Here is a 26,404-nt window from a genome sequence, read left to right on the forward strand (position 1 = left end):
CCAGCCTACCAATATTTTCACGTTCTATGGAGGAGAATGAACATGAAATCCGGTAAAGCACTTTTGTTGTCAGCAGTTTTTGCAGTCGGTGCATTCATGAACGCATCTGTTGTTCAGGCCGCCGACTATGCGGTTATTCTGAAGACTCTTTCTAACCCTTTCTGGCAGTCGATGAAACAAGGGGTCGAGGACAAGGCCAAGGAACTCGGCGTTGAAGTCGATGTGTTTGCATCGCCAACCGAAGACGATACGCAGGCGCAACTCCAATTGTTCGAGGATGTACTCAACCGCGATTATAAGGCGATCATGTTTGCACCGATTTCACCGGTCAATCTGGTCCAGCCAGCAGCACAAGCCTATAAAAAGAACATCCCGCTCATAAATATCGATGAGAAGGTCGATCTTGCGGCTCTCAAACAGGCAGGTGCAAACATCCAGGCTTTTATTACAACAGACAATAAGGCTGTTGGTGCCAATGGTGCAAACTTCATCATTGAAAAGCTTGGTGCAGATGGTGGTGAAGTCGCAATCATCGAAGGAAAGGCTGGCGTTGCGTCGGGTGAGGACCGCAAAGCTGGTGCTACCGAGGCTTTCAGCAAAGCATCCAACATCAAGCTCGTTGCAAGTCAGCCTGCCGATTGGGATCGTCTGAAGGCTCTCGATGTTGCGGCCAATATTCTACAATCGTCGCCGGATCTCAAAGCCTTCTATTGCGCCAATGATACAATGGCGCTGGGCGTTGTGCAGGCGGTGCAGAACGCTGGGAAAACTGGCGAAGTGATTGTTGTGGGCACGGATGGCGCGCCGGAGGCACGTGAATCTGTAAAGGCCGGACGCCTTGACGCGACGGTTGCCCAGAACCCCGCAACAATTGGAGCAGATGCGCTCGTCGCCGCTGTTGAGGCAGTTAAATCCGGCAAGCTTATTGCGCCGGATGCTGAGGCACCACAGGTCAATATTGAATCTGTGCTGGTGACCAAGGAATAACGCAAAAAGTCAGAATATGGGGTGCGGTCTGAGTTTTCTGAGCAAAGGTGTGAAGCACGTTTGCGGTGCACAATGCGAAAAACAGAGAATTTGACCGTACCCCAATTTTCAACAGAGCCTAAATCGGGGAGAGTCTCATGCCGGATTCTGGCGACGAACTATCGCGTCCTCTTATCGAGATGCGCAACATCGCGAAGTCATTCGGCGGTATTCAAGCCTTGAAAGGCGTAAATCTCGATATTCACGTCGGGGAAGTTCATGTGCTTTTGGGTGAAAATGGTGCTGGCAAATCAACGTTGATGAAGGTTTTGTCCGGTGTTTTCGCGCCAACGAGTGGTGAAATCAAAATTGGTGATGAAACCCATACGCGCCTGACGCCGGGTCAGGCTGCACAGGCGGGCATTTCCATTATCTATCAGGAACTCAGCATTATTGATGAGCTCTCCGCGCTCGAAAATCTGTTTGTTGGCAATCTTCCCGTCAAGCGAAACCTTCTTGTGTCCAAGATCGACTGGACACTGATGCGCACGCGAGCCCAGGCAATTCTTGCCAAACTTAAGATCAATATTAATCTTGACCGGCGGGCCGGTGATCTGCCGATTGCACATAAGCAAATTCTAGAAATCGCCAAAGCGTTGATGGGCAACGTCAAAGTTCTGGTGATGGACGAGCCGACATCCTCACTCACACGCGTCGAGATTCAGAACCTTCTGCAACTGGTCAGCCAGCTTCGTCAGGAGGGAATGGCAATATTGTTCATTTCTCACAAATTCGATGAAGTGCGTCAGATTGGCGACCGTTTCACGGTACTCAAAGATGGTAGCTCCAATGGCACAGGATTGATCGCTGACTTCACCAATGAGGATTTGGTGCAGATGATGGTTGGCCGCGCGCTCATTCATAATTATACCAATCAGGCGCTCACCGATGAATCGCCCGTCGTTCTCAAAGTTAGTCATGTCACGTCTGCAACCAATGACCGTGTCTGCGACGTAAGTTTTCAAGTGCGCCATGGCGAAGTATTTGGCTTTGCAGGTCTGATCGGTTCAGGTCGTACGGAACTTATGGAATGCCTGTTTGGGGCAGATAAGCGATCATCCGGCAAAATCGAACTGAATGGCCGGGATATTACGCCCCAATCACCATCCGAGGCTTTAAAGAACGGGATGGCGTTCATTACCGAGAACCGCAGAAAAAGCGGCTTTTTTCAAAATTTTACTATCCTGGAAAACATTATCATTTCCAAGCGTGTGAAGGATGCGCCGCTCGGTGGCATGAGTGCGGTGGTAAATAGACATGAAGATCGCAGGCTCGCGGAAATAGAGCGGAAGAAACTTGCGGTCAAAAGTTCGTCTGTCGACCAGATGGTGACCGAACTTTCCGGCGGTAATCAGCAAAAAGTCATTGTTGCCAAATGGATGGCGACGGAACCCGATCTGATCATCTTTGATGAGCCGACACGCGGTATTGATGTTGGTGCCAAAGCTGAAATCTACGCCATCATCCGACAACTGGCATTGCAGGGCAAGGCTATTATCGTCGTGTCTTCGGAACTTGCGGAGGTGCTTGGTGTCTGTGACCGCATCGCTGTCTATCGTGATGGCAGCATTGCCACGATCGTCGACGGACATAGCGCAACCGAAGAAACACTCTTAAGCCATGCAATTGGTGGAGCAGCATCATGAGAAAATTTCAGGAAAACTGGGACAGATACGGTACACTGTGCATTCTGGTAGTCATTCTCGTCCTCTTTAGTGTCCTTTCACCTGAATATTTCCTGCGTCGCCAGAATCTAGTTCAGATCATGCTGCAAAGCTCGATCACGATCCTTTTGGCGTTGGGCGAGTTCTTCCCTATCCTGATTGCGGGTATCGATCTTTCTGTCGGCTCTATTTTGGCTCTGGCGGGTATTGTGACCGGAAAATTGTTGCTCGCAGGCTTTGATCCCTATAGTGCAGCGATCATTGGCGGCGCGGGGGTAGGGCTTAGCCTTGGGGCATTCAACGGCCTTCTTGTCAACTTTACGGGTTTGCATCCATTCATCATCACCTTGGGTACCAACGCCATTTTCCGTGGCATAACGCTGATTATTTCCGGCGCCAGCCCGGTGTTTGGTTTTCCATATAGTTTTATGGACACTTTTGCAGGTACCATCCTATGGGTCCCTGTGCCGGTAATCGTTGCTTTTGGTATGGCTGCTATTCTTTGGTACCTCACACAGCAGACACGACTTGGCCGTAACATTTATGCGATTGGCGGCAACCGCGAAGCGGCCTTCTTTTCGGGCATTAATGTCAAGCGCCATACGCTGATTGTCTTTATGATTTCCGGCCTTTGTGCAGGCCTTGCTGGCGTATTGAGTACGGCACGTCTTGGTGCAGCTGAACCTGCTGCAGGGACTGGCTTTGAAACGTTTGCAATCGCTTCTGCCATCATTGGTGGAACAAGCTTTTTTGGCGGGAAGGGCCGCATTCCATCGGTGGTGATCGGTGGCCTCATTATCGGAACGATCAGCAACGGTCTCAATCTGATGCGAGTTCCCACATTCTATCAATTGGTTGTCATGGGGGGCCTTATCATTGTAGCGGTTACGCTGGATCGATTGATCGCCACCAAGAAGTAAACAGGAGCTGTTGCCTGAAATCATGACGCGAAAAACCCAGCCAAAGGCTAGCAGGCCGGTCACTATTCAGGACGTTGCTAAGTATGCAGGTGTTGCGCCCAGCACCGTTTCCAATGTGTTGACCGGTCGCAAGTTTGTACATCAACATCTTAGGAAAACAGTTCTCGCAGCTGTAGAGGAGATGAACTATAAGCCAAATTTTGTCGCCTCCAGCCTGCGGCAGGGACGGACCAACTCCATCGGGATTATCGTGCCTGATATCACCAACCCGTTCTTCTCGGAATTTGTGCAGCGTGCAGGCACCATCGCCATGCAGCATGGAATGCAGCTTTTGCTGATGAACAGCAATGAGCTTCTGGCAACGCAGACCGATCTTATCGATACCCTGGTTGCCCGTCAGGTGGATGGAATGATTGTTTTTCTCAGTGATGAGGAAATATCTTCAAGTGGTTGTTCGCTGATCCGTTCTGTCCCAACTGTGCTGGTGGATCGTGGCGCAGAACTGCCTGATTTCGATACGGTTGCGATCGACAATATCGCAGCAACCCGGGCAGGGACATCCCATCTTATTGAAAAGGGACATAGTGACATAACCTTTGTCGCAACGCGCGATACTCTTGTTCATATGAACCAGCGTGTCGAAGGCTATCGACGCGCGATGACAGAGGCCGGTCTCTCGGACCGGGTAAAGGTGATCTATGCAGGCGTCACAATAGAGGAGTGCCGTCAATCCTTGCAGCAACAAGTGTTTAGTCAAAAGCCACCGACTGCAATGTTTGCGTCTGCCTATATTGCCACGCTTGGGGCAATCAAGGCGGCACGACAGGCAGGACTGGAAATTCCACGCGATTTGTCGTTGCTGGGTTTCGACGATTCCGATTGGATGACGGTGCTCAAACCGACAATCAGTACAGTCGCGCAGCCCATCAATGCTATGGTGGATAGCGCATGGCAGCTTCTTATGCAGCGAATTGGCGAACCTGAACGCCCGCTGTCACACGTTACGCATATGACGGATATGCGCGTGCGCGAATCTGTTGTTCCGTGCAACGGCTAAATCCCAAACTGGTGATGGGGAGAAAATCATGCAGAAGATTAGATTGGCGATGATCGGTGGTGGAGAAGGTGCCCTAATCGGCAATGTGCACCGCATTGCCGCCCGCCTTGATAACGAGTTTGAGCTGGTCGCAGGCGATTTCAGTTCGGATCCCGAACGCAACCTGAAGTCCGCAGCCTCCTTCGGTATTGCGCAGGACCGTGTTTATGACACCGTGCAAGCCCTGATTGACGGAGAGAAAAGCAGACCAGACGGTGCGGAGGTCATAGCAATTGCCACTCCAAACCACCTGCATTTTGCAGCGGTGAAGGCCTGTCTTGAGGGAGGATTTCACGTTATTTGCGATAAGCCTGTTACATCCAGGCTGGAAGATGCGGTAGCACTTGTCGATATCGTTCGAAACGCACCTGGATTGTTTTTCCTCACACACAATTATACAGGCAATGCCATGGTGCGGCAGATGCGGGACATGGTACTCTCTGGTGAACTGGGCGATATTCGTTTCGTTAATTGCGAATATGTTCAGGACTGGCTGAGTGAACCTGTCGAGTTGCACGGCTCCAAAGCGGCTGAATGGCGTACCGATCCACAAAAGGCGGGCGCAGGCGGATCAATAGGTGATATTGGAACCCATGCATATAATCTTGCATCCTACGTGACCGGGCTTACGCCTGGACAATTGTGCGCGGATCTCACATCTTTTATCAAAGGTCGCAGGGTTGACGATAATGCCTCGATCCTGCTGCGCTACGAGAATGGCGCGAAGGGACAATTTTGGATCAGCCAGGTTGCCATTGGTAATGAAAATCGTCTGAATTGTCGTATCTTCGGTACCAAAGGCTCACTTGAATGGTCGCAGGAAGATCCGAACCGGCTCTGGTATTGTAAAGCCGGTCAACCACGCAGCATGCTGACGCGTGCTGGCGCTGGCGCAAGCTATGGAAATACGAGTTCGGCTCGAGTTCCTCCCGGCCATCCTGAAGGATTTCTGGAAGCGTTCGGCAATATTTACAAATCCGCAGCCACTGCCATTCGCTGCCATCAGCAACGCATCAGCGATCCGAGTAAGGTTGCCTATCCGACGATCGAAGATGGCTTGAACGGCCTTTATTTCATCGATGCCTGCATCCGATCCAATCAAGCCGCAAACGGCTGGGTCGATGTACAAACCTGTTCGAGGGAGAATGCATGATGAAAACCTATGACAATCTGATTGGCGTTCATGCACTGGTGTGGACCGGCGATACATCAAAAGCTTCAATTGAACTGGCTGCTAAGCGCAGTGTGGAGGCCGGTTACGATTTGCTGGAGCTCTCGTTGCATGACCTTGATAATCTTGACGTCGAGCATGCACGCTCTGTCCTAAGCGCATCGGACCTTTCGATTGTCTGCTCGCGCGGGCTGGCATTTGATGCCGATGTTTCAAGCGATGACACATCCGTGGTTCGCAAAGGTGCAGAATTATTGCGTCAGTCGCTTATCGCAACACATGGATTGGGCGGAAAATTACTCACTGGCGCGCTTTATAGTGCTCTTGGCAAGTATGGCAAACCAGCAAGCGCAAAAGGGCGCGAGAATGCTGTCGCTGTTATCAAGGATCTGGCAAATGATGCCAGCAAACTCGGCATCACACTGGGTCTTGAAGTCTGTAACCGCTATGAAACCCATCTCGTCAATACAGCAAGACAGGCGTTGTCATTGGCTGATGAGATCGGTGCCGACAATATGGTTATCCATCTTGATACTTATCACATGAATATCGAAGAGGATAACTTGATCCGTCCGCTGCATGAAGTTGGTGAGCGCTTGGGATATATCCATATAGGTGAAAACCATCGCGGCTATCTGGGGTCAGGTCATATAGACTTCACGGGCTTCTTTCATGCACTGGTGGATATTGGCTATAAGGGGCCCATTACATTTGAGTCCTTTTCGTCGGCAGTGATTGCTGAAGGGCTTTCGAACGATCTCGCTATCTGGCGCGATACCTGGACTGACGGATTTGAACTTGCACAGCATGCACGCTCATTTGTCGACACCCACCTTTGCGTCGGCTGACTGTTGATTTCAACACGGTGAGTTCAGGCTGAAGCGCGGCTTTTTTTGGTCTGAATTCCCACGCGATTATTTCCTAGCATCACAATGAACGGATTTCACTGAGAAAAATATATCCCTCGGGACGCTATACCGTCAGCCGCTCCGCTGCAGCCACTCGACGAAGGGCAGGCCCGATACTGGGGCCGACTAATCTTTTTCCAAAGGGCAGGTTTTGCAGACTGATAAACTGGGGATGAAATAACGCAAGCAGCAAATGCGACGTTTGCGTTGCGTTTCTGCGTTATGGCAAGTGTACCGCACCGGTTCGAACAGCGGATTGAGGGAATTGTCGTCAAAACGGCGCGTTGCAAGATAGTGTTGCCCGTCCCGGACGCCCTGGTGTTCGGGGCCTTGGAACGCAGTGCAACGCTGCACCACAGTTTCAAGAATATTTCCGGCATTGCTCCAAAGAACCTTGCGCGGCAATCCGCTGACTTCCGACAGTATTGGAATGACATGGCTAAGGTGCGCGTCAACAAGAAAAGAAAAACGGTCCTTGGAGTTGAGCGGGGTTTGCTTTGTGCCCTTTGAGCGCAAACCAAAACGCATATTACCGCCATCGTCATCCAGAGCGATCCGCATGGTTGAAAGATCAAGCTCAAGCTTCCAATCAAACAGGATTACGGCTGCGGCGGCGGGTAAAATAAGCCGAGAGAAGTAAAGTTTAGACCATTGCGAAGCCACCGCGCGCGGCTCAGGCTCCTCATACCGGGTAGAGAATTTTTTCAAAACGCTATCTAAGCGACTTGCAGTGAATATTGAAAGTGCGGGCTCAAAATCTGGCGCCGTTTCAACCATCAAAAAAAGCGTCTCAGCCAGTTCGGCAAGTGGTCCTGTAAACTGATCACCAAGCACTTTGATCATCGGCGACCTGCTACCGCGCAGACAAAGAAACCACCAACAAACGTGGCGATTAGCCCGGCTGGTATTTCCCAAGGAAACGCGACATACCTGCCCACCCAGTCTGCTAGTGTAAGGATGGCAGCACCCAACATGGCTGAAGCAAGCAAAAAAGGGACCGGCCTTTGCTGGCCAGTTAATCGAGCAATATGCGGCGCCAGCAAACCAATAAAGCTGATTGGGCCAATAAGGAGAATGGAGGTGCCTGTCATAATGCCAGTCAGAAGAATTATCAGCAGACGCGCTCTGCTCAACCTTAAGCCTAGTGAACGGGAGACTTGTTGGCCGAGTGGCAGGATCTCGATCCAACGCTGTTGTAGCAATGCCATGCAAAGGCCGGTCAAACAGATTGCTGATGCGATCAAAGCGTCGGACATGCGGACTGAATAAAGCGACCCCGACATCCAGCCCAGCAATCGGGTCAGTCTCATATCCCCAAGAAAAATCACAATTGACATGACAGAGCCAGAAAGCGCCGTGATTGCAATGCCGGTCATCAGCAGTCTTTCCGGCGAAAAACCGGATCTTGCCGTCAAACGAAGGGAGAGGGAGAGAAAAAATATGCTGCCGAGCGCCGCAATTATAATAGTTTCTGATCGACCGAGCGGCGGCAAAAACAGGACAACCGGGATCATTAGGAGCGCTGCTCCAGAGGAAACGCCCAGTAATTCAGGACTTGCCATCGGATTGCCGGTCATACGTTGCATGAGACATCCCGAAGTAGCAAGCATGGCCCCGCTCGCAGCTGCAGCTATTGTGCGCGGAACCCTCCAGTCAAAATAGCTTCTCCATTCACTGGGCGTCAGAATATACCAGCCTTCCGGATTTCGGCCGATAAAGAGGACCAATATCATCAAAGCCGGCAGTGCAAAAAGGCTAACTATGAGAAATCCGTAATCGGGGCGGTTGATTGAGGCGGCTGAAGTTAAAGTTGATATCTGGACGCCCAACGATCTTGATTTTCGCAGAATGATCAAGAGCAATGGCGCACCAATGACTGCCGTCACGCTACCCGCTGGGATATCAATCGAGGGCAGAAGGAATACCATCAGTTGATCAGTCGTCACCAACAGCCCGGCCGCAATCAGTGGTGCCGCAATCAACCGATCTTGGAACCGCCTTGCTCCAGAAAACTGGGCTATCGCTGCGCCGCCAAGGCCTATAAACGCAATCACGCCGCACGCAGCAACTACAATCGCTGATCCGACAACCGCCGCGACCAAAGCGATCCCCCGGATGAGTTTAGGTGATGAACCCAGGCTGGTTGCCACCTTTTCGTCGACACCCATCGCCGTCAAAGGGCGCAACAGCAGAAAAGCCACCGAGGTGAGAGCCAGAACTGAACCCAAAAGCAGCAGCGTCACATGCCAGCTATTCTGTGACAAAGATCCCGATTGCCAGACGATCAGTTCACCTAGATCTTCAAAATGCGCAATCAATAGCATTGCAGTTACGGCTTCAAAACAAAGCGAAAGCACCATTCCGTAGAGGACGATCCTGAGCGGAGCGAACCGTTCTGCGCGAGTGAGAAGTAGAATGATTGCCAGCGCAATGCTGCTGCCAATCAGTGAGGGAAGAATAAACCCAGAGTTTGCCGCGAGGGGAAGGAAGAGGATCGTCATAGCAACGGCAAGGCGCGAAGCCGAGAAAATGCCTAAAGTGCCAGGCTCGGCGAGCGGATTGGAGAGCACCTGCTGCAGTAGCGTTGTGCACAGACCAAGCAGTAAACCAGCTAGAATAGCGACCATTACACGTGGCAAATAGCCATAATGAACGAGCATTTCAGTAAGCCGCGCGTCATCGGGAATAAACATCGCCCTAATAGTGACAGGCCAGGCCCCACTTTGCCGAAGGTTAAGAGCGAAAAGGACAAGCCCCAGAACAATCAGAGAGCTTCCAAGGGCGATACTTTTATTGCGAGGGGTTTCAGGTTGCGACGCTGCAGTGGAGGTGGCTTTAGGCACGGGAAAGCCCTTCGCTCAATTGTATGGCCAATCGTTCAGCCGAACGCACACCCCCATTGGGATAGATTACAGGCATACGAAGAACGCGACCGGCACGCACCGCCGGAAAAGCATTCCAGATTGGATTTTGTGAGAGCCTTTCTAACGCCGCGTCTGTTTCTGAACCTCTGTCAAAGTGGACAATGACTGCTTCAGAATTCTCCGTAAGACGGTTGAGCGCAGCCGATGTAACACCAGATGCATTCACGCGGCCAGTAAAAGCATTTTGCAAATCAAGGCGCTTTAGCATATCACCGATCAAACCATTGCCGCCGAATATAGCTAGATTTCGGCCGTCACGATTGAAGCGGCAGACGTAAACCGGGCGGTCAAAGCCAGTAAGTGAGCGCGACGCTGCACTGATTGCACGTTCGCAGTCATTGATTGCTTGGTCTGCAACCGCAGAACAATCTGTCTGTTTGGCAATTTGGCGAAGAAGCGCCTGAACATGGTCAACGGCGGGGGTCTTGCCCGCAAAGACCGGGTACGCTGTGACTGGGGCGACTTTTCTAAGGGCATCGAGCGAGGGAGCCTGCCAGTCAGCGATCAATATGTGATCAGGTCTTAGTGAGAACATATATTCGATATTTGGCTCGTTCAGTGGGCCAAGATCAGCAACATTGCTATCAAGTACCGGATCGCCCACAAGACGTTGATAAAGCGGGACATTAGCCGTTGCCACCGGTTGTTGGCCCAGCGTCACAAGTAATTCAGTTAACAGCAAATCCATGCTGACAATGCGTGAAATCGACGATGTATCGCCTGATTGGTCGGTCTTGCCGGACGTACTAACAAACGCGAAAAGAGCGGCTAATGCCGCCCCAAGTAACTCTCGACGCGTGATGCTTCTATCGATTACCATTTATATCCGAGAGTCGCTGTGACTGTAAGCGGCTCGCCATAGCGGCATCCGTCCTGAGCAACACATGTGTAATACTTTTTGTCGAAAAGATTGCGTGCATTGATCGTCAAAGAGGTCCCCTCAAGTTCGTTTTTAAAGGCACCCAAATCGAACCGCATCATCGCATCGACCATCGTGTAGCCCGGGACATCCTGCTCCATATCCGGCAAGTTGGTTTTTCCAACATAACGAAGACCTGCTCCGACATTCACCCCGGTCACGCCGATCTTATCAAGGTCATAATCAGCCCAAAGTGAGAAACTATGGCGTGGAACGAGGGCGACCTGCTCTCCGATTTCGTAGGGTCTAGCGCTTTGTTCGATCGTCGCATCGGTAAAAGTATAGGCTGCAATCAGGCCAAGATCCCCAACTTGCCCTCTAGCTTCCAGTTCGAGGCCGCGCGAGTGAACTTCACCTTGTTGAAACGCCTCACCGAAAGAATTGTAGGTAACCACATTTTTTTGGGTCAGGTCGAACACTGCAGCGCTCAACATGAGATTGGTTCCATCTGGTTGATAGCGAATGCCAGCTTCGTATTGCAGTCCCTTGTTCGGCTCAAGAGCATCACCCTTTACATCTGCTCCGATTTGCGGATCAAATGACTGGCTAACGCTTACATAAGGGGCTACACCGCTATCAAAAAGATAGACGAGACCAGCTCGTCCGGTGAATGCGTTATTCTTCTGATCTGTGACCTTTCCATTTTGATAATTCGTCGTTGTGCTCTCAGACCAGTCATGTCTGCCACCAAGCAACAACGTCCAATGCTCGTCAAAATTAATTTGGTCCTGTAGATAAAGCCCGTATTGATTACCTAATGCTCTCTGACCGCGATTGACGGCGTGACTCACTGCAGGGCTACCAGTGTATTGGCCTGTTTCAAGATCGAGCACGCTATAAGCTGTGCCTCTGTATCGATTTGAATCATATGACCGTCGATAATAGTCGAAACCACCTATAACTTTATGTTCGATCGAACCCGTGTTGAAGGTATATTCAAGAGACGTGTCAGAGGTCGCGCCATACGACGTCTCAAAACGTTCACTCGCAAGACGCGTAAGCTTTCCATTGCTTGACGGAGCCAGATTGCCGAACATGTAGTTCCACTCAACGTCAGAATGAAAATAGCGATTGTTGCTACGCAACTTCACGCCATTTTCAAATTGGTGCTCGAACAATCCACCAATTGTATACATATCGACGTTGTATTTATCGAAGCCTTCAATTCCCAGAAAACGATCGCTCGGAATAGTCTGCTGGCTGACATCTTCATAACGAAGTGGAGTGGCAAAACCAGTTTTGATACGCTGATAGCTGCCAAGCACGGTAAGCGATGTCGCCTCATCCGGCTTCCACGTCAAAGCTGGCGCGATGTAAAACTTGTCGTCTGGAGTATGATCGACCCAGTTGTCCGCATCGCGGAATAGGCCCGTTAAACGATAGGTCAGACTGCCATCATTGGTAATTGGGCCCCCGAAATCGGCCGAGAGCTGCTTGCGATTATAGCTGCCATATTCAACATTGACTTCATGCAAAGGCTTATCGGTAGGGCGCTTGGAAACACCATTAACTACACCACCCGGAGAAAGTTGCCCATAGAGAACTGAGGAGGCACCGCGCAGAACTTCTACTCGTTCTAATCCGTAGGGCTCTTGCCCACCGTCATAAACGTTGGATTGCAGTTTCATACCATCGCGCAAAGTTCCACTGTTGCCGGAAGCTACATTGAACCCACGAATGGTCAAATCATCAACCATCCGGCTGAATGAGCCTGATTGCGCGGAGACACCAGGCGTATAACTCAGTGTCTGGGCGATCGATGTGGCTTTCTGATCTCGCACCTGATCGGCAGTAACAACCGTGATTGACTGCGGTGTTTCAATCAGTGGCGTATCCATTTTGGTTGCAGATGAAGTGCTGGGCGCGAAATAGCCGTCGACGGGACCAAATGCGCTCTGACCGGCATTTCCTTCAACCGTGATCGTGTTGAGCACCAAAGCACCGTCGGGCGCAACGCCGCTCGGATTGCTAGATTGCTGCGCCGATATCGTGACCGTATTGCTTTGCAGGCTATAGCTGAGACCAGAGCCGGAGATAATCCGGCTCAACGCTTCTGTACGTGTCAGAGAACCTTGTGCACCTGCTGAGTTTTTGCCACGCACAATATTTGCGTCAAAGAACAGCTGGACGCCGGTTTTGTTTGAGTATTGAACCAGGGCTGAGGAAAGCGGCTGTGCTGGAATGTCAAATGACGTGCGCTGCACCTGGCCATTTCCTGCAACTTGCGCCCAAACGGTACTTGGTGCGAGTGCCGTAATCGCTACCAGCGCACTGGCTGCAAGCAAATGCACAGAGAACCCGGTTTTAAGAAGAGCCTGAGAACCCTGGCTGTTACAGTTCCGAAGTTGGCTCTTCATATCGACGCGCATAGTTTAATCCTCGATGTCTGACGCCCCTGCGTTTGGCAGGATTTTCCTGTTAATTCATGGCCGCCGCGCAGCCCTCAGAGGAATAGACACCTCGGAAACACGATCTAATGATCGCCTTCGTAAAAAATCTGATTTTTCTGATTCAGTTACTATCGCCGTGTAACGACAGTTATCCAGCCTAAACCGTTGAGCACCCTAACCGGCAAGGCTTCGGCAATGGTCGCAAGAGCCGCTTCGGCATCACGCGTATCGAAAATGGCGGTCACTGGCATATTGCCGATTTCAGAGTCGGTGAGGAAAATCCTTCCGCGACGATAACGTTCCAACTCGCTGAGTACCCGGCGCAGCGGAACATCCTCAAAGATGATCCGGTCGTTCCGCCATGCTTCCACCGTCTGCGGGTCAGCGCGATGAGGGAAAGTTGCTTCATCGCCCCCATAGCTCAGTTGCCAACCCTCATTAAGGCGCACGGGTGTACCCTGATCGAACGCCACAGAAACCGCGTGTTCGATAACTGATACTGTGACTGCTTGATCTAGCAGTTTCACGTCAAAAACAGTCCCGAGGGCGGTTATCGTGCCTCCATTGGCACTAACTACAAAGGGACGTGACGGATCGGAGGCGACCTGAAAGAATCCCTGTCCCTCATGGAGCACAAGATTGCGGGTATTCTCCGAAAAATCGACGGAAAGAGCCGAATAGCTTCCCAGTTCCACAGAGCTGCCATCGGCAAGCCTAAAGCTGCGGCGTTCGCCGACACTTGTTTGATAAGTGGCAAAACGACCGTCGCGCGACATGAGATAGGCATTTGTAATGAGAACGAGAGCTGCAATTCCGCCCAAAACCACGCCACGCCGACCCACACGTCGAGCCGATGGATGACCCGATCGACGGAACCGGTCATATTCAGGCTTAACTGTGTCAAAGCGTTGCCATAGCGTTTGCGCACGCTCATAGGCCATCCGATGTGCAGGATCAGAATCAATCCATGCCGAGAACGCACGCCGGTCATCAGCGCTGACGCTTTTATCCTGCAACAGGACAAACCATTCCAGCGCTTTCATATAAACCGGATCGGTTTCAAACTCCGTCATGCGCGCCTTGATGTCCCGCTTATTATTATTCTGAAAGCCGTCGGTCGAGTTCAGCCAAGGCTGCAACAATTTGCGTTATAACAGTATTTCGCGAAATTCCCATACGTTCGGCGACCTCGTCATAACTCAATCCTTCAATTCTGTTGAGAACAAAGGCTTCGCGTCGACGGGGCGGAAGCTGCGTAATCGAATGTAAAAGACGATGAAGCTCACTGCGATAAAGCACAGTCATTTCCGGCGAAGGTCTTGAATCAGCAAATCGCTCCGGCTCATCCACCGCGACTTCGACATCCGCCCTGCGACGGGAATCGCGTAGGTGATTAAGCGCGAGATTGCGCGCTGTCCGCTTCACATAAGCGGGACCTGGCGCCTGTGCCGTATCATCATAGCGGGAAAGGAGGTTCAGGAAAGCTTGTTGAACGACATCCTCCGCAGTGGCAGAGTTTCCAACAATACGACGCACAAAAGCCCGCAGACCGCTCTGCTCACTTTCATAGAGTTCTGTCAGATCCCACAATCGGGAAGTCATTCCTTCGCGCACTCCGTACAGGGCATAAATCGTGACATCTGCAAATTCGCAGAAGCTCTCTCACGCATTAATGGTCTGAAAAATATTGCGCAATCACAGTGATTTAGAAGAATTCCAAGCAATCAAATAAAATATGTATTGGAAACTCATCTTTTATCTTTGCAAAACAGAGGCTTCTGCAAGACGAGGTCGCTGCTATCATTATTTGCAACAAGAATATAAGCCGAAGCCTTTGTCGTACTGATGTACCTAAAATATCACATTCACGCTCAGCCTGTCCAAGATAGAGTGGCGATGAAGCTCATCAACCCGGATCTGATTGAAATCGTCACCGACATAAATGCGTATCGGTGCTTGCGTGTACGCCGCTTTAAACCTCCTTTTCGGTGTTTTGCTTGTCATTCACACGCTTCTTAAAGCGGTTGTGCCGCTTCATTGCAGCCAATGTCTGTAAAATGGTGAATGGAAACTCTTCGATTTTATGCGCAATCGTTGATTTCCCCAGGCTTAGTACGCTTCTGCAAATTATGGTCTTTTAAAAAGAATTAGTATCGTGAAAGCAAGCAGACCTAAGCCAACGCTTGTCGGGACAGCACTTGGCGAAACCCATTCCAGAAGCAGGCCAGTGCCCGTTGATCCGATTGCGCTGCCGATGGAATAGGCCAGCGAGAAGCTGGCGGTTCCCGCTATCAGCATCCCGCCATCAAAACGTTCTCCCAGAATTGTGAGGGCGCAAGTGCTCAGTGCAAAGGTCGCGATGCCAATAATGGCAAATATAATCAAAATGAGGGTTTGGGACTGAAGGAATGGAATGATCAGGAATGCGATCGCGCCCAAAAGGCCACAGCTGATCGTCACACCGGCCCGCGAAGCCTTGTCTAGCAGCCACCCGACCACCGGCTGGGCAAAAGCTGTAGGAAGCGACAGCACAGTGATCGCGTAGGCTGCAAACGCTTCTGAGTGACCGACGCGAACAAAGTAGACGGCCATACCGGATATAGCAGCAATATCCGAGAAGCCGAAAGCTAACTCAATGAGTACCAGCATAGGCGCCGTGCTGATGAAGCGTAGCAAACCGCCAGCTGGCGCGCGTTCTGGTACTGTGCGCGTCCTGCCGTTAAAAACTGCGCACGCAAACCCAATCGTTGCAATATATCCAGCCACAACCGTAAAGGCCACGCCGCTGCTCGTGCCCAGAAGCGGAATGGCCAATGGGCCGGCTGCAAATCCCACACACATTCCGGCCCCGTAGAAACCGGATACCCGTCCGCGTATGGCGTCGGGGGTTGCGGTGTTAAGCCATGCTCCGCTGAGGATTGAGATCAAACTCGCACAAAAGCCAACAGTAAAACGGGCAATGAACCAGACTGACAACAAGTCAGTCATCGCGAACGCCGCGAGACTGGCCGAGCAGCCAAATAACGCCGCGACAATCAAGCGGCTTCCTGGAACTTTCACAGTGAGCCGATCTATAATCAGAACAGAGACAATGGCACCGGCAGCGTAGGTGGCGGCATTTAGACCGATCAAACTTCCCGTCACGCCTCTTGCTTCAAGCGCAAGTGATATGAGCGGAAAGGTGAGACCCTGAGCGACTGCAAAGGCTGTTACACTCAATATGACGATCACGATAGCGGCCCAATCCGTCACCACGTTCTGGTGTGTTGAAGTTGCGACCATGGCGGCAATGTCCCTTCGCTGTCCCAGTTTACGGCAAGAATAGCGGAAAACGCACTGTCTTTCTGTCGACGATTGATCTATCTATATCTAGATTTCGTCAAATCGACACTTGGTGCCACAGCGATGCCTGACGCAATGCGACCTCGATATATTCGCGACATTGAGAGCCAGGAGGCAGGACGAGACCTCGGCTGGCATACCCACGACTTCGGGCAGTTCTTTTCTGCCATTCGCGGATCAATGTATGTTGGAACGCGCGACCGTGTTCTTCTTCTCAATCCCGCTATGGCTGTTTGGATACCGCCTCATGCTGACCATTGGCTCCGCTATGTTTCGAACAATGAGATCATTTATGTCGACGTTAACCGGGCTGAGGCAGACAAACTCGGAACAGAGGCGCGCATCGTTCAGATGACACCGCTTCTTCAAGCCCTCATGCGCGTTATCCCAAACAGCGAGCGGTCTAGTTTCACAAAGCCACATGAGGCTGCTTTATATGACCTGCTCTGTCACGAAATATTGGCTGCCAGAGACATCCCACTTTCAATTGCAATGCCGCAGGATAAGCGTACCACGGCACTCGCCCAGGCTGCGCTAGATGATCCGGGCTCGATTACGTCTGTTGATCAATGGCTGTCTGGTGCCTCGGCTAGCCGTAAGACAATCGAGCGGCTTTTTATAGCCGAAACCGGAATGGCGCCTTCGCGCTGGTTGAGGCAAGTCCGCATTCTTCAAGCCGTTTCCCAACTAGCCGCAGGTAAAAAAATCAGCTCGGTAGCGCTCGATCTAGGATACCAATCGCCCAGTGCCTTCACCTACATGTTTCGTAGTGCCATTGGGTTGAGCCCGCGCGCCTTCCGTCAAACAGAGAAGAGAGGCGGCAGCTAGCGTACGCAGAGAATATAGTTTCGCTGCCAGGACGTTAAGACATGGCTACAGAGCAAGATGATTTGGGATCCTCAGATTGCAAGATGTCAAGGCGCGAATTCGTCGAACGGCAACTCCTATTCGGTCCAGCTTCCAAGATTTGTTCATCGCCGTCATAGTATCTAAAGCGACTGATCGCCGTTCTCGTCACTGACAGATCATAGCGGAGAGCGAGCGATCTTGCTGCTATCAAGGCATGGAGCAAAGAATGCTACCTGGCTGATCTCAGGATTGGTTGCATCCAGTCACGGGCGTTGTATTGAGAAATCAACTGATTTCAGACATTTAGCGCAAGTGCTTTTGAATTATTTATGTGCTCTGATAATGCTTCAATCGCCTTATCGGGATCTCGCGTTTCGATAGCATCGATGATGCGCAGATGTTCTTGCATGACGGGAGCGACGCGTCCCTCAATCGTATAGCGTTCTTGGTTTATCAGTCTGGTTTTAACTGAGTTTACCCGATAAGCCGTCGAGATGATATTATTGCCCATCGCGTCTATGAATGTGTTGTGCATTTTCCAGTCAATTTGCTGTGCCGCCTCTTCCTCCTCGGACGTTAGTATGCGTGACTGAGCGAGAGTCAGCATCTCTTCATGTTCTGCCCGGAGCGACTTTATGACAGCATCAGACGCATTGCGCGTAAATAGCTGCACGGCCTCTTTTTCCATGACGAGCCTGAACTGGAAAGCTTCGCGGATAAGGTTAAGGTCCACATGTGCAATCTGAATTCCACGCTGTGGCAGAGCGGTTAGAAGACCTTCTGACTCGAGGCGAGGGATAATTTCCCGGATGGGGCCGAGCGGGAGCCCAGTGCTTTCCACAAGCTGGCGCTGAGAGAGAAACTGCCCCGGCACAAACTCACGCGCCAACATCTTGTCAATAATGCTCGCATACGCAAGTTCGCGCTGTTTCGTAACCTCTTTGCCACCTGCCGTAGCCCGGCTTGTCGTCACCATGCAAGACCCTTGCGAATAATTGATTCATCACTGATTTATAGTTGAGTGCGGCCTGAGACGAAATGCAAGCTTTCCTTCTTGCCACAGCTCTCTGGACAGCAAATCAATCCCCAAACCGTGTGTGATCTAGTGGAGGATCTGACTGAGGAACAGCTTGGTGCGTTCATGCTGCGGATTGTCGAAGAACTCGGCTGGCGAATTCTGCTCAACGATCTGACCCTGATCCATAAAGATCACGCGGTTTGCGACCTGACGGGCAAAGCCCATTTCATGCGTTACGCAGATCATCGTCATGCCTTCATCTGCAAGGCTCACCATTGTATCCAGAACTTCCTTGACCATTTCCGGATCAAGTGCCGAGGTCGGCTCATCGAACAGCATGACCTTCGGGCTCATGCAAAGCGCGCGGGCAATCGCCACACGCTGCTGCTGACCGCCTGAAAGCTGGCCCGGATATTTGTTGGCCTGCTCTGGAATTTTCACGCGTGCCAGATAGTGCATCGCGATTTCTTCCGCCTGCTTCTTTGGCATTTTGCGAACCCAGATCGGTGCGAGCGTGCAGTTCTCCAAAATGGTCAGATGCGGGAAGAGGTTGAAGTGCTGGAACACCATGCCGACTTCGCGGCGCACTTCGTCGATCTTCTTGAGATCATTGGTGAGCTCAATACCATCAACAATGATCTGGCCCTTCTGGTGCTCTTCCAGACGATTGACGCAACGGATCATGGTTGACTTGCCGGAACCCGAAGGGCCAGCAACGACGATGCGTTCGCCACGCATGACCTTCAAGTTGATGTCACGCAGAACGTGGAACTCACCATACCACTTGTGCATGTTCTTGATCTCGATGGCCACATCGGTCTTCGAGACTTCCAGCTTTGAACGGTCGAGTTCGACACCGAGTTCGGATTGCGGGAGGGCGCTTTGTGCACTCATTTGTATTATTCCCTTTATTTTTTATCGTTTATGACCCGTGTCGAGCTTTCGTTCCATGTGCATTGAGTATCTCGACATAGCGAAGCAGAAAACCCAAAATACAAAGCCAGCGAATATTAATCCAGTCACTGGAGTGACGGGTGAAGCCCAATTTGCGTCGGAAAAATTCAGACGAACAATCCCGAGCAAGTCGAACATTGCGATAATTGTCACGAGAGAAGTATCCTTGAACAGGCCAATGAAAGTGTTAACGATGCCTGGGATCACCAGTTTCATTGCCTGCGGAAGGACGATGAGGATCATTTTCTGCCAATAGTTCAAGCCAAGCGCATCTGCGCCCTCATATTGGCCTTTCAGCATTGCTTGAAGACCACCACGTACCACTTCAGCCATGTAAGCTGAAGCGAAAAGCGAGACACCGAACAATGCGCGGATAAATTTATCGACGGTAAAACCTTGCGGGAGGAAGAGTGGCAAGACGACACTTGCCATGAACAATACCGCCAGCAATGGTATCCCGCGCACCAGCTCGATAAACGCAGTTGAAAGAATACGGACTACAGGCAACCCGGACCTGCGGCCTAACGCAAGCAGGACACCCAGCGGCAGTGATACAGAAATGCCCACAAAGGAAAGTGTCAGCGTGACAAGCAACCCGCCCCAGAGTGAGGTTTCGACATATGGCAAGCCGAAAATGCCACCAATAAGCAAGACCACTGAAACAACTGGCAATAGCAGGAACATAAGTGCTGCATTCAGCGCTTTGTGTCCGACCTTTGATCGAAGGAGCGGGATCAACAGGACTGCGAAGAGCACAAAGACTACAATCGGACGCCAGCGCTGATCCATTGGATAACGACCGAAAATAAACTGATCCATCTTTGCATTGACAAACGCCCAGCACGCGCCCGACCAACCTTCGGGCTGGATGCCACCCTGAGCAATCGTCGAACAGGCCTCGCGTCCGCTGCCTGACCATGATGCATCAATGAAAAGCCACTTTACTGCGGGCGGCAGCATCCATCCGATGAGAAGCAGAGCCATAATGGTAAAGATGCTATCTTTCAGGCTCCCAAACAACGAACGATGTATCCATCCGAGCGCACCAGTACGTATTGCTGGTGTTGGCAGGGCAGGGTGCATTTCTTTGCGGACGAAATGTGTATCGCTCATTTTACCGCTCCTTCAGCGCCACTTTTGTATTGAACCAGTTCATGAAGCCGGAAGCGGAAAGGCTTAGCGATACGAACACGATGGCCCAAATTGTAATGACTTCAATCGCCTGTCCTGTCTGGTTCATGATTGTTCCACCGATAGAGACGATATCAGCGTAGCCGACCGCAATAGCGAGTGAGGAATCCTTCATTAGGTTGAGATACTGGCTTGTGAGCGGAGGAATAATGATCCGCATTGCCTGAGGTACGACAACAAGGCGGTTGGTCAATGAGGGTGACAGTCCTAATGCATGTGCGGCTTCTGTCTGGCCACTGCTAACGCCAACGATACCGGACCTGACAATCTCGGCGATGTAGGCTGCCGTGTAAAAAGACAGTGACAAGAACAATGACAAGAACTCTGGTCCAACTGTCATGCCGCCCTGAAGACGGAAGCGTCCAAGTTCGGGAAGGTCGAAGGAAAGCGTGCCGCCACTCATGAGTAGTGTGAGTGTTGGCAACACTAGAAAAAGTCCAATTGATGTCCAAAGGACGGGCAAACGTCTGCCCGTCGCAACCTGCCTTTTGCGTGAGAAAAACCCAATTGTGATACTTGCTAGGATGGCGATGACAAAGGCTGAGAAAACCAAACTACTAGAACCACCAAAGTCAGGTTTCGGAAATGATATGCCCCGATTGTTAATGAAGATCGATAAAGGAAGTTCAATCGATTGCTTAATTTGCGGCAAGACTGAAATCACGCCAACGTACCAAAAAAAGACGATCAGAAGTGGCGGAATATTTCGGAAAATCTCGATGTAGACTGTACACAATTTGGCGACCAGCCAATTGTTAGATAGCCGGCCAATACCAATGAGGAAACCCAGAATGGTTGCAGCGACAATTCCAGTGGCAGCCACAAGCAAAGTGTTGAGAAATCCAACAAGAAGCGCGCGCCCATAAGTAGAGTCGCTCGAAAAGGGAATTAACGCCTGTGAAATATCGAAGCCCGCGCGGCCGTCCAAGAAGCCAAAGCCTGATGCGATATTCGCACGCTGCAAGTTTGTGATTGTATTTGAGATAACCCAGTATCCAGCTGCAACAAGGCATATGAGTACAGCTATCTGAAATAGTTGCCCGCGAAACTTCGGATCGTTTATGGGACGCATTTTTTTGTCTGGACCAAGCTCTTTGGTCATGACGTTTTCAGCCATGGATGAGTTCCCTCCGAATGTCAGGCGCGTCCTGGTAGGCTTTGGTGGAAGGACCCCAAAACTATACCAAGGCAGATATAAGGAAGAGCGCATCAGCGCTCTTCCGGATATGGCGAAGGATTACTTAGCGAACAGGTGGGGCATATTGGATGCCACCCTTATTCCAAAGCTGGTTCAAACCGCGGTCGATTTTCAATGGGCTGTCTTTGCCAAGGTTTCGCTCGAAGATTTCGCCGTAATTGCCGACGCTCTTGATCGCATTTTCAGACCAGGCGTTTTCGAGGCCGAGATCCGTGCCAATCTTGTTGCCGCTTTCAACACCCAGAAAGCGCTGAATATCCGGATTCACAGATTGCTTCATTTCATCAAGATTGGCCTGTGTAATGCCAAATTCTTCAGCATTGATCAGTGCGTAGTGAACCCAGCTGACAATATCGAACCATTGATCGTCGCCGTGACGTACGACGAGGCCGAGTGGCTCTTTGGAAATGATTTCAGGCAGGACAACGTGATTGTCTGGATCTTTCAAAGTCAAGCGCAGCGAATAAAGTGCCGATTGGTCTGTAGTGTAGACATCGCAGCGGCCTGCTGCATAGGCGCCGTCAACCTCTTCCTGTTTCTCGAAGACAATTGGTTCATACGTAATCTTGTTGGCGCGGAAATAATCCGCCACGTTCATTTCTGTCGTGGTGCCGGTTTGAAGACAAACAGAAGCGCCATCCAAATCTAGAGCGGATTTGACGCCAAGGTCTTTGCGGACCATGAAGCCTTGACCATCGTAGAAATTGACGGGACGAAAGTTGAAACCAAGGGCGGTATCACGGCTGATTGTCCAGGTTGTTTCGCGTGAAAGCAGATCCACTTCTCCCGACTGGAGAGCTGGTGTGCGTTCCTTAGAGGTCAAAGGAATGTACTTCACCTTTGTCGCATCGCCCAGAACGGCCGCGGCTACGGCTTTACAATAATCGACAGAAAAACCTGACCATTCACCTTTGTCATTTGGGGCTGCGAAGCCGGCTAGCCCGCTGTTGACACCGCAATGCAAAACACCCCGTGCTTTCACATCCGATAGGGTGGATGCTGAAGACATCGATGTTGCAGATGTGGCGGCAATCATTCCCATTACAGTGCTAAGAAGAACCTTTTTCATTGTTACACCCTATTTATCTGGCTTAAAGAGCCGCTTTAAGTTGAGAAGGTCCATCAGCAGGCGGCAAAACACTGCCTGCTGAAAATTTCTAGATGTTATTTCTGGAGTTTGTTGACTGCTGCAACGACGCGTGCGCAAGCACCGCGCAGGGTTTCAGTCGCTACTGCATATGCGAAGCGAATGTGGCCTGGCATGCCGAATGCATCGCCATGGACAACGCCAACATGTGCTTCCTCCAGAAGATATGAAGCGACATCGAGATCGCTTGCAATAACCTTGCCGTCAGTAGTTTGACGGCCGAACAAGGCCGAGCAATCTGCAAAAACATAGAACGCGCCTTCTGGAGCATCTGCTTCGAGCCCATCAGCTTGAGCAATCATGTCCATTGCAATCGCGCGGCGCTCACTCAGAATTCGGAGCCACTCGGGCATGAAGTCATGGCCACCATTAAGCGCTGCGACGGCGGCTCCCTGACTGATGGATGACGGATGTGCCGTGCTCTGGGACTGCAACATCTCCATTGCAGAAACGAGCCAGGCAGGACCGCCAGAATAGCCAAGCCGCCAGCCAGTCATGGAGAAACCCTTGGAGACCCCATTGATCGTAAGTGTGCGATCAAAAAGTGCGGGCTCTACCGCTGCGGGCGTTTCAAAGGTCCCCTGATAAACAACATGTTCATAAATGTCATCTGCCATAACAAGCACGCTAGGATGACGCAAAAGGACATCAGTCAATGCCTTGAGTTCATCCTTAGAGTAAACGGCTCCAGTCGGATTGCTTGGCGAATTTAGAATAACCCAGCGGGTATTTGGGGTGATTGCAGCTTCTAATTCTTCGGGCTGCAATATCCAGCGGTTGCTTCGCTTTGTTGCGACGGAAACTGGAACGCCGCCCGCAAGGCGGATCATATCAGGATATGAAACCCAGTAAGGTGCTGGGATAATGACTTCATCACCCGCATCCAGAGTGGCAAAGAATGCGTTGAAAATCAGCTGCTTGGCGCCAGCCCCTGCAATGACCTGGTTGGACTCGTAACTCAGATTATTCTCAGACTTGAATTTATGGATTATCGCAGCCTTTAGGGCCGCTGTGCCGGACACGGCCGTATATTTTGTTTCGCCATTACGGATGGCTTCAACACCTGCATCGGCGATTGATTTTGGCGTGGCGAAGTCAAGCTCACCTTCGCCGAGGTTTACGACGTCGAAACCTGCTGCACGTAAGGCGCGGACTTTATTGGAAATTTCGGCTGTTGGAGACGCGCCGATAACACTCATGCGTGGTGCAAGACGTTGGATGGACATGGGATAGTCTTTCCGGGGTGTGGCAAGGATACTTGCAAATTGAGGGGGTGCCGAATAGCGGCACGCCGTTGTCAGTATGCGCGCAACTTTTGATCGTCTGACCGTGGGGAAGAGGGATTACTGATGCTTTTATATGCGTCCAACGCGCCTTTCGCCGCATCGCGAAGAAGCGCGACGTCATGCGGTCCAGCAATAATACGATATCCACGTTCGACCAGGTCTGCGACCGAGGCGCCTGCGTTAGGAACGGTCCCCATGATCTTTCCTGAACGCAAAATAGCTTCTTCGGCTCTCTTAACGAGCGCACGAACTTCGAGATCATCCGTCTGTTCCAGCTTGCCGATAGATCCGGCCAAGTCATTAACGCCAATGAAGACGCAGTCGAGACCTTCAATTGCACAGATAGCGTCAATCTGCTCGACAGCTGAGGCAGATTCAACCTGACAAATTGTTAGAAGGTTTTCGTTTGCCTGATGGATGTAATTTGGAACGAGTCCATAGGTCGATGCGCGTACGACACCAGCCGCATAGCCACGGCGTCCATGTGGTGGATAATAGCAAGCTGCGACCGCAGAACGTGCTTCCTCAACATTTTCCACGGACGGGATCATGACTGACTGAACGCCAGCGTCGAGAATACGCTTCAAATAGACATGATCGTTCCACGGAACGCGTACAATCGCGGGCGTTGGGGTTCCTGCGACGGCCCGCAACTCATCAACGATTGTTGCAGCATCACCGACGCCGTGCTCATGATCAAGAAGTAAAAAATCAAATCCGATATGACCTAAAATCTCGGCAGCTGTAACGGAGCCGCCGGCCACCCAGCAGCCGAATGCGACCTCTCCCGCCAAAAGGCGAGCTTTGAGTTGATTAGTTTTAAACATGCAGTGAGGACTCCATCAGCTCGATACGTGCCGCCGACGAGACAAGCTCCTCCACAGCCTGATCGAGCTTTTATCAAGAGCTGAAACAAAGAGTCAATATGATTGATTGGTAAAAGATACTTCACTAACATGTCAGTCACAAATAAGGTAATTTAATAGAAAATTTCCCGCGCATTAAATCATCACAATCGCAGAGCCTATGATGATCGATTTTCGTTCCATTGCGGGGTGGGCACGCGTCCAATCGCAGAATTTCCGCGTCACAATTCAACAAAAGGCGCTAGCACTTCGACGGCAACGGGCTCTTCACACAAACTCAACCCAACTAAGCCCATAGGGATGGTTGGGGCAGGAGAGAGCTATTGCGAGGATCGCTACGGACAAGCCGATATTCATTAGTTTCAAATTCGAAGCGAGGGAAAAGTGTTTGTTTCCATGTTCTCCCGTTCCATCGAAGGCAAACGTGTCACGCCGTTGGCAGCGGAGGACGAAGGCTTTCGGCATGATTCAATGCGGGCATGAAGCGGCCTCCGTCACTATCCACTCGATAAATTTGCGCATTTCGGGTCGTTGTGTCCGATGCTCTGCGGTCACGATGTAATAGGCAAATTCCGTGGGCCAAGGCTGATCGATTGCCACGACCAATCGACCGGCGTTTACTTCCTCCGCGGCATAAATATCGCGGATCAAGGCAATCCCTTGTCCTGATATCGCAGCTCTGATGAGCAGATAATCATCATCAAACGAAGGGCCGCGCAACATACGTTCATCAGGAGCAACGCCCAGCGCTTGAAACCACAGCTGCCAGTCGGCGCGGTCAGCATCTTGGAGAAGTGGATGAGCCAAACAATCTTCTATAGTCCGTATCTTTGGACCTGAAGCCAACAATTCAGCGCTTGCGACAGCGACCATTTTAGGGGTGATCAAATGGGCGCTGTTACAGCCGGGATAGTTCCCAAGCCCGTGCCTGATCGCGATATCAACTGGACCACGACGCAGATCAACGAGATTGGGGTTTGCTTCAATGCGCAATTCAATATCTGGATTCTTGTCTTTGAATTTTCCCAAGCGCGGTACGAGCCAAGACGCTGCGAACGAAGGAACCGTCGATATCGTGACTGACCGGGACTTGGATTTGCTCTCGAGCTGATTGAGACTGAGTTCAATCTGATCGAAGGCCAGTTGAAGGGCAGGGTAAGCACACGCACCGTCATCTGTCAGTTCAACGCCGTAACGTGTGCGGGAGAATAGGCTTTTTCCGGTACGCTGTTCCAACAGGCGCAATTGTTGGCTGACAGCGCCCGCAGTAACGCCCATAGCCTCTGCTGCCCGTTTAAGGCTCCTATGGCGGGCGGTCTCTGTAAATGCCCGCAATGCCAGAAGCGGTAGCACTCGTCCCATCACTTCCTCTTATCTTTCAAGTCTGCTCGGGTCATCTAAAGGAGCCCCGCTAGGCCTGATTGCTAACACTGAAACCTTAAAACCTGAACAGATATTTTTCGTCTAAGAATATAGGAAATCTAAATTATGGTTGAGAATTGATCGTTTCTCAAACCCAGCCTCTCCTTTTAACT

The 26,404-nt window shown here is 51.1% G+C and carries 22 protein-coding genes; 7 read left to right on the plus strand and 15 right to left on the minus strand.

The features are described from left to right. Nucleotides 1–42: 42 nt before the first annotated feature. The 6 genes from alsB (at nucleotide 43) to QSJ70_RS13680 (ending at nucleotide 6,725) form a co-directional block, all read left to right on the plus strand. Nucleotides 43–987 (plus strand): D-allose transporter substrate-binding protein, encoded by a 945-nt coding sequence (gene alsB / locus QSJ70_RS13655; RefSeq protein WP_215780363.1) that lies wholly within the window; start codon nucleotides 43–45, stop codon nucleotides 985–987. Between the two features lie 137 nt (nucleotides 988–1,124). Next, nucleotides 1,125–2,672, plus strand: coding sequence for a sugar ABC transporter ATP-binding protein (locus QSJ70_RS13660; RefSeq protein WP_285537121.1), 1,548 nt, complete (start codon nucleotides 1,125–1,127; stop codon nucleotides 2,670–2,672). Next, complete coding sequence (gene alsC, locus QSJ70_RS13665) at nucleotides 2,669–3,610, plus strand: D-allose ABC transporter permease (RefSeq protein WP_285537122.1); 942 nt, start codon at nucleotides 2,669–2,671, stop codon at nucleotides 3,608–3,610. Before QSJ70_RS13660 ends, alsC begins: the two co-directional genes overlap by 4 nt. Before the next feature lie 22 nt (nucleotides 3,611–3,632). Continuing rightward, complete coding sequence (locus tag QSJ70_RS13670; protein ID WP_285537124.1) at nucleotides 3,633–4,667, plus strand: LacI family DNA-binding transcriptional regulator; 1,035 nt, start codon at nucleotides 3,633–3,635, stop codon at nucleotides 4,665–4,667. Between the two features lie 28 nt (nucleotides 4,668–4,695). Beyond that, the gene (locus QSJ70_RS13675; RefSeq protein ID WP_285537126.1) at nucleotides 4,696–5,859 is read left to right on the plus strand and encodes a Gfo/Idh/MocA family protein; all 1,164 of its coding nucleotides are present in this window, start codon (nucleotides 4,696–4,698) and stop codon (nucleotides 5,857–5,859) included. Next, nucleotides 5,856–6,725, plus strand: coding sequence for a sugar phosphate isomerase/epimerase family protein (locus tag QSJ70_RS13680; protein WP_285537128.1), 870 nt, complete (start codon nucleotides 5,856–5,858; stop codon nucleotides 6,723–6,725). The genes QSJ70_RS13675 and QSJ70_RS13680 overlap by 4 nt, the downstream gene beginning before the upstream one ends. A 186-nt stretch (nucleotides 6,726–6,911) precedes the next feature. On the opposite strand, the gene fhuF is transcribed toward QSJ70_RS13680, so the two are convergent. The 7 genes from fhuF to QSJ70_RS13715 all read right to left on the minus strand — a co-directional run bounded on the left by fhuF (nucleotide 6,912) and on the right by QSJ70_RS13715 (nucleotide 16,300). Then, a complete protein-coding gene (gene fhuF, locus QSJ70_RS13685) occupies nucleotides 6,912–7,628 on the minus strand; it encodes a siderophore-iron reductase FhuF (RefSeq protein WP_285537130.1) in 717 nt (238 codons plus the stop codon). Continuing rightward, on the minus strand, nucleotides 7,625–9,628 hold the full coding sequence (fhuB, locus tag QSJ70_RS13690) for a Fe(3+)-hydroxamate ABC transporter permease FhuB (protein WP_285537132.1): 2,004 nt from the start codon (nucleotides 9,626–9,628) through the stop codon (nucleotides 7,625–7,627). Before fhuB ends, fhuF begins: the two co-directional genes overlap by 4 nt. After that, nucleotides 9,621–10,529 carry an ABC transporter substrate-binding protein gene (locus tag QSJ70_RS13695; RefSeq protein ID WP_285537134.1) on the minus strand — a complete coding sequence of 303 codons (909 nt, stop codon included), beginning with the start codon at nucleotides 10,527–10,529 and terminating at the stop codon, nucleotides 9,621–9,623. Before QSJ70_RS13695 ends, fhuB begins: the two co-directional genes overlap by 8 nt. Then, complete coding sequence (locus QSJ70_RS13700; RefSeq protein WP_285537136.1) at nucleotides 10,523–12,997, minus strand: TonB-dependent siderophore receptor; 2,475 nt, start codon at nucleotides 12,995–12,997, stop codon at nucleotides 10,523–10,525. Before QSJ70_RS13700 ends, QSJ70_RS13695 begins: the two co-directional genes overlap by 7 nt. A 149-nt stretch (nucleotides 12,998–13,146) precedes the next feature. After that, on the minus strand, nucleotides 13,147–14,091 hold the full coding sequence (locus tag QSJ70_RS13705) for a FecR family protein (RefSeq protein WP_215780378.1): 945 nt from the start codon (nucleotides 14,089–14,091) through the stop codon (nucleotides 13,147–13,149). Between the two features lie 25 nt (nucleotides 14,092–14,116). Further along, nucleotides 14,117–14,620: an RNA polymerase sigma factor gene (locus QSJ70_RS13710; RefSeq protein ID WP_215780379.1), complete on the minus strand. Its 504-nt coding sequence runs from the start codon at nucleotides 14,618–14,620 to the stop codon at nucleotides 14,117–14,119. Nucleotides 14,621–15,145: 525 nt separating this feature from the next. Next, nucleotides 15,146–16,300 (minus strand): MFS transporter, encoded by a 1,155-nt coding sequence (locus QSJ70_RS13715; RefSeq protein ID WP_215780381.1) that lies wholly within the window; start codon nucleotides 16,298–16,300, stop codon nucleotides 15,146–15,148. A gap of 123 nt (nucleotides 16,301–16,423) precedes the next feature. Between QSJ70_RS13715 and QSJ70_RS13720 the strand changes: the two genes are divergently transcribed. Continuing rightward, complete coding sequence (locus tag QSJ70_RS13720) at nucleotides 16,424–17,188, plus strand: helix-turn-helix domain-containing protein (protein ID WP_285537141.1); 765 nt, start codon at nucleotides 16,424–16,426, stop codon at nucleotides 17,186–17,188. A gap of 316 nt (nucleotides 17,189–17,504) precedes the next feature. Here QSJ70_RS13720 and QSJ70_RS13725 read toward each other — a convergent pair whose 3' ends face one another. The 8 genes from QSJ70_RS13725 to QSJ70_RS13760 form a co-directional block, all read right to left on the minus strand. Next, nucleotides 17,505–18,185 (minus strand): GntR family transcriptional regulator, encoded by a 681-nt coding sequence (locus QSJ70_RS13725; protein WP_215780384.1) that lies wholly within the window; start codon nucleotides 18,183–18,185, stop codon nucleotides 17,505–17,507. Nucleotides 18,186–18,311: 126 nt separating this feature from the next. Beyond that, nucleotides 18,312–19,121 carry an amino acid ABC transporter ATP-binding protein gene (locus QSJ70_RS13730; protein ID WP_215780386.1) on the minus strand — a complete coding sequence of 270 codons (810 nt, stop codon included), beginning with the start codon at nucleotides 19,119–19,121 and terminating at the stop codon, nucleotides 18,312–18,314. Between the two features lie 21 nt (nucleotides 19,122–19,142). Continuing rightward, entirely contained in the window at nucleotides 19,143–20,294 is a 1,152-nt protein-coding gene (locus QSJ70_RS13735; RefSeq protein ID WP_502871682.1) for an amino acid ABC transporter permease, read from the minus strand. Nucleotide 20,295: 1 nt separating this feature from the next. Continuing rightward, nucleotides 20,296–21,489: an amino acid ABC transporter permease gene (locus QSJ70_RS13740; RefSeq protein WP_215780390.1), complete on the minus strand. Its 1,194-nt coding sequence runs from the start codon at nucleotides 21,487–21,489 to the stop codon at nucleotides 20,296–20,298. Nucleotides 21,490–21,613: 124 nt separating this feature from the next. After that, nucleotides 21,614–22,639 (minus strand): amino acid ABC transporter substrate-binding protein, encoded by a 1,026-nt coding sequence (locus QSJ70_RS13745; protein WP_215780392.1) that lies wholly within the window; start codon nucleotides 22,637–22,639, stop codon nucleotides 21,614–21,616. Between the two features lie 95 nt (nucleotides 22,640–22,734). Next, a complete protein-coding gene (locus tag QSJ70_RS13750) occupies nucleotides 22,735–23,943 on the minus strand; it encodes a pyridoxal phosphate-dependent aminotransferase (RefSeq protein WP_285537146.1) in 1,209 nt (402 codons plus the stop codon). Nucleotides 23,944–24,014: 71 nt separating this feature from the next. Continuing rightward, the gene (locus tag QSJ70_RS13755; protein WP_285537148.1) at nucleotides 24,015–24,830 is read right to left on the minus strand and encodes an HpcH/HpaI aldolase family protein; all 816 of its coding nucleotides are present in this window, start codon (nucleotides 24,828–24,830) and stop codon (nucleotides 24,015–24,017) included. Between the two features lie 507 nt (nucleotides 24,831–25,337). Beyond that, nucleotides 25,338–26,231, minus strand: coding sequence for a LysR substrate-binding domain-containing protein (locus tag QSJ70_RS13760; protein ID WP_285537149.1), 894 nt, complete (start codon nucleotides 26,229–26,231; stop codon nucleotides 25,338–25,340). Nucleotides 26,232–26,404 lie beyond the last annotated feature (173 nt).

This window comes from Brucella sp. NBRC 12950, from assembly GCF_030268145.1.
In the GTDB taxonomy this organism is placed as follows: domain Bacteria; phylum Pseudomonadota; class Alphaproteobacteria; order Rhizobiales; family Rhizobiaceae; genus Brucella.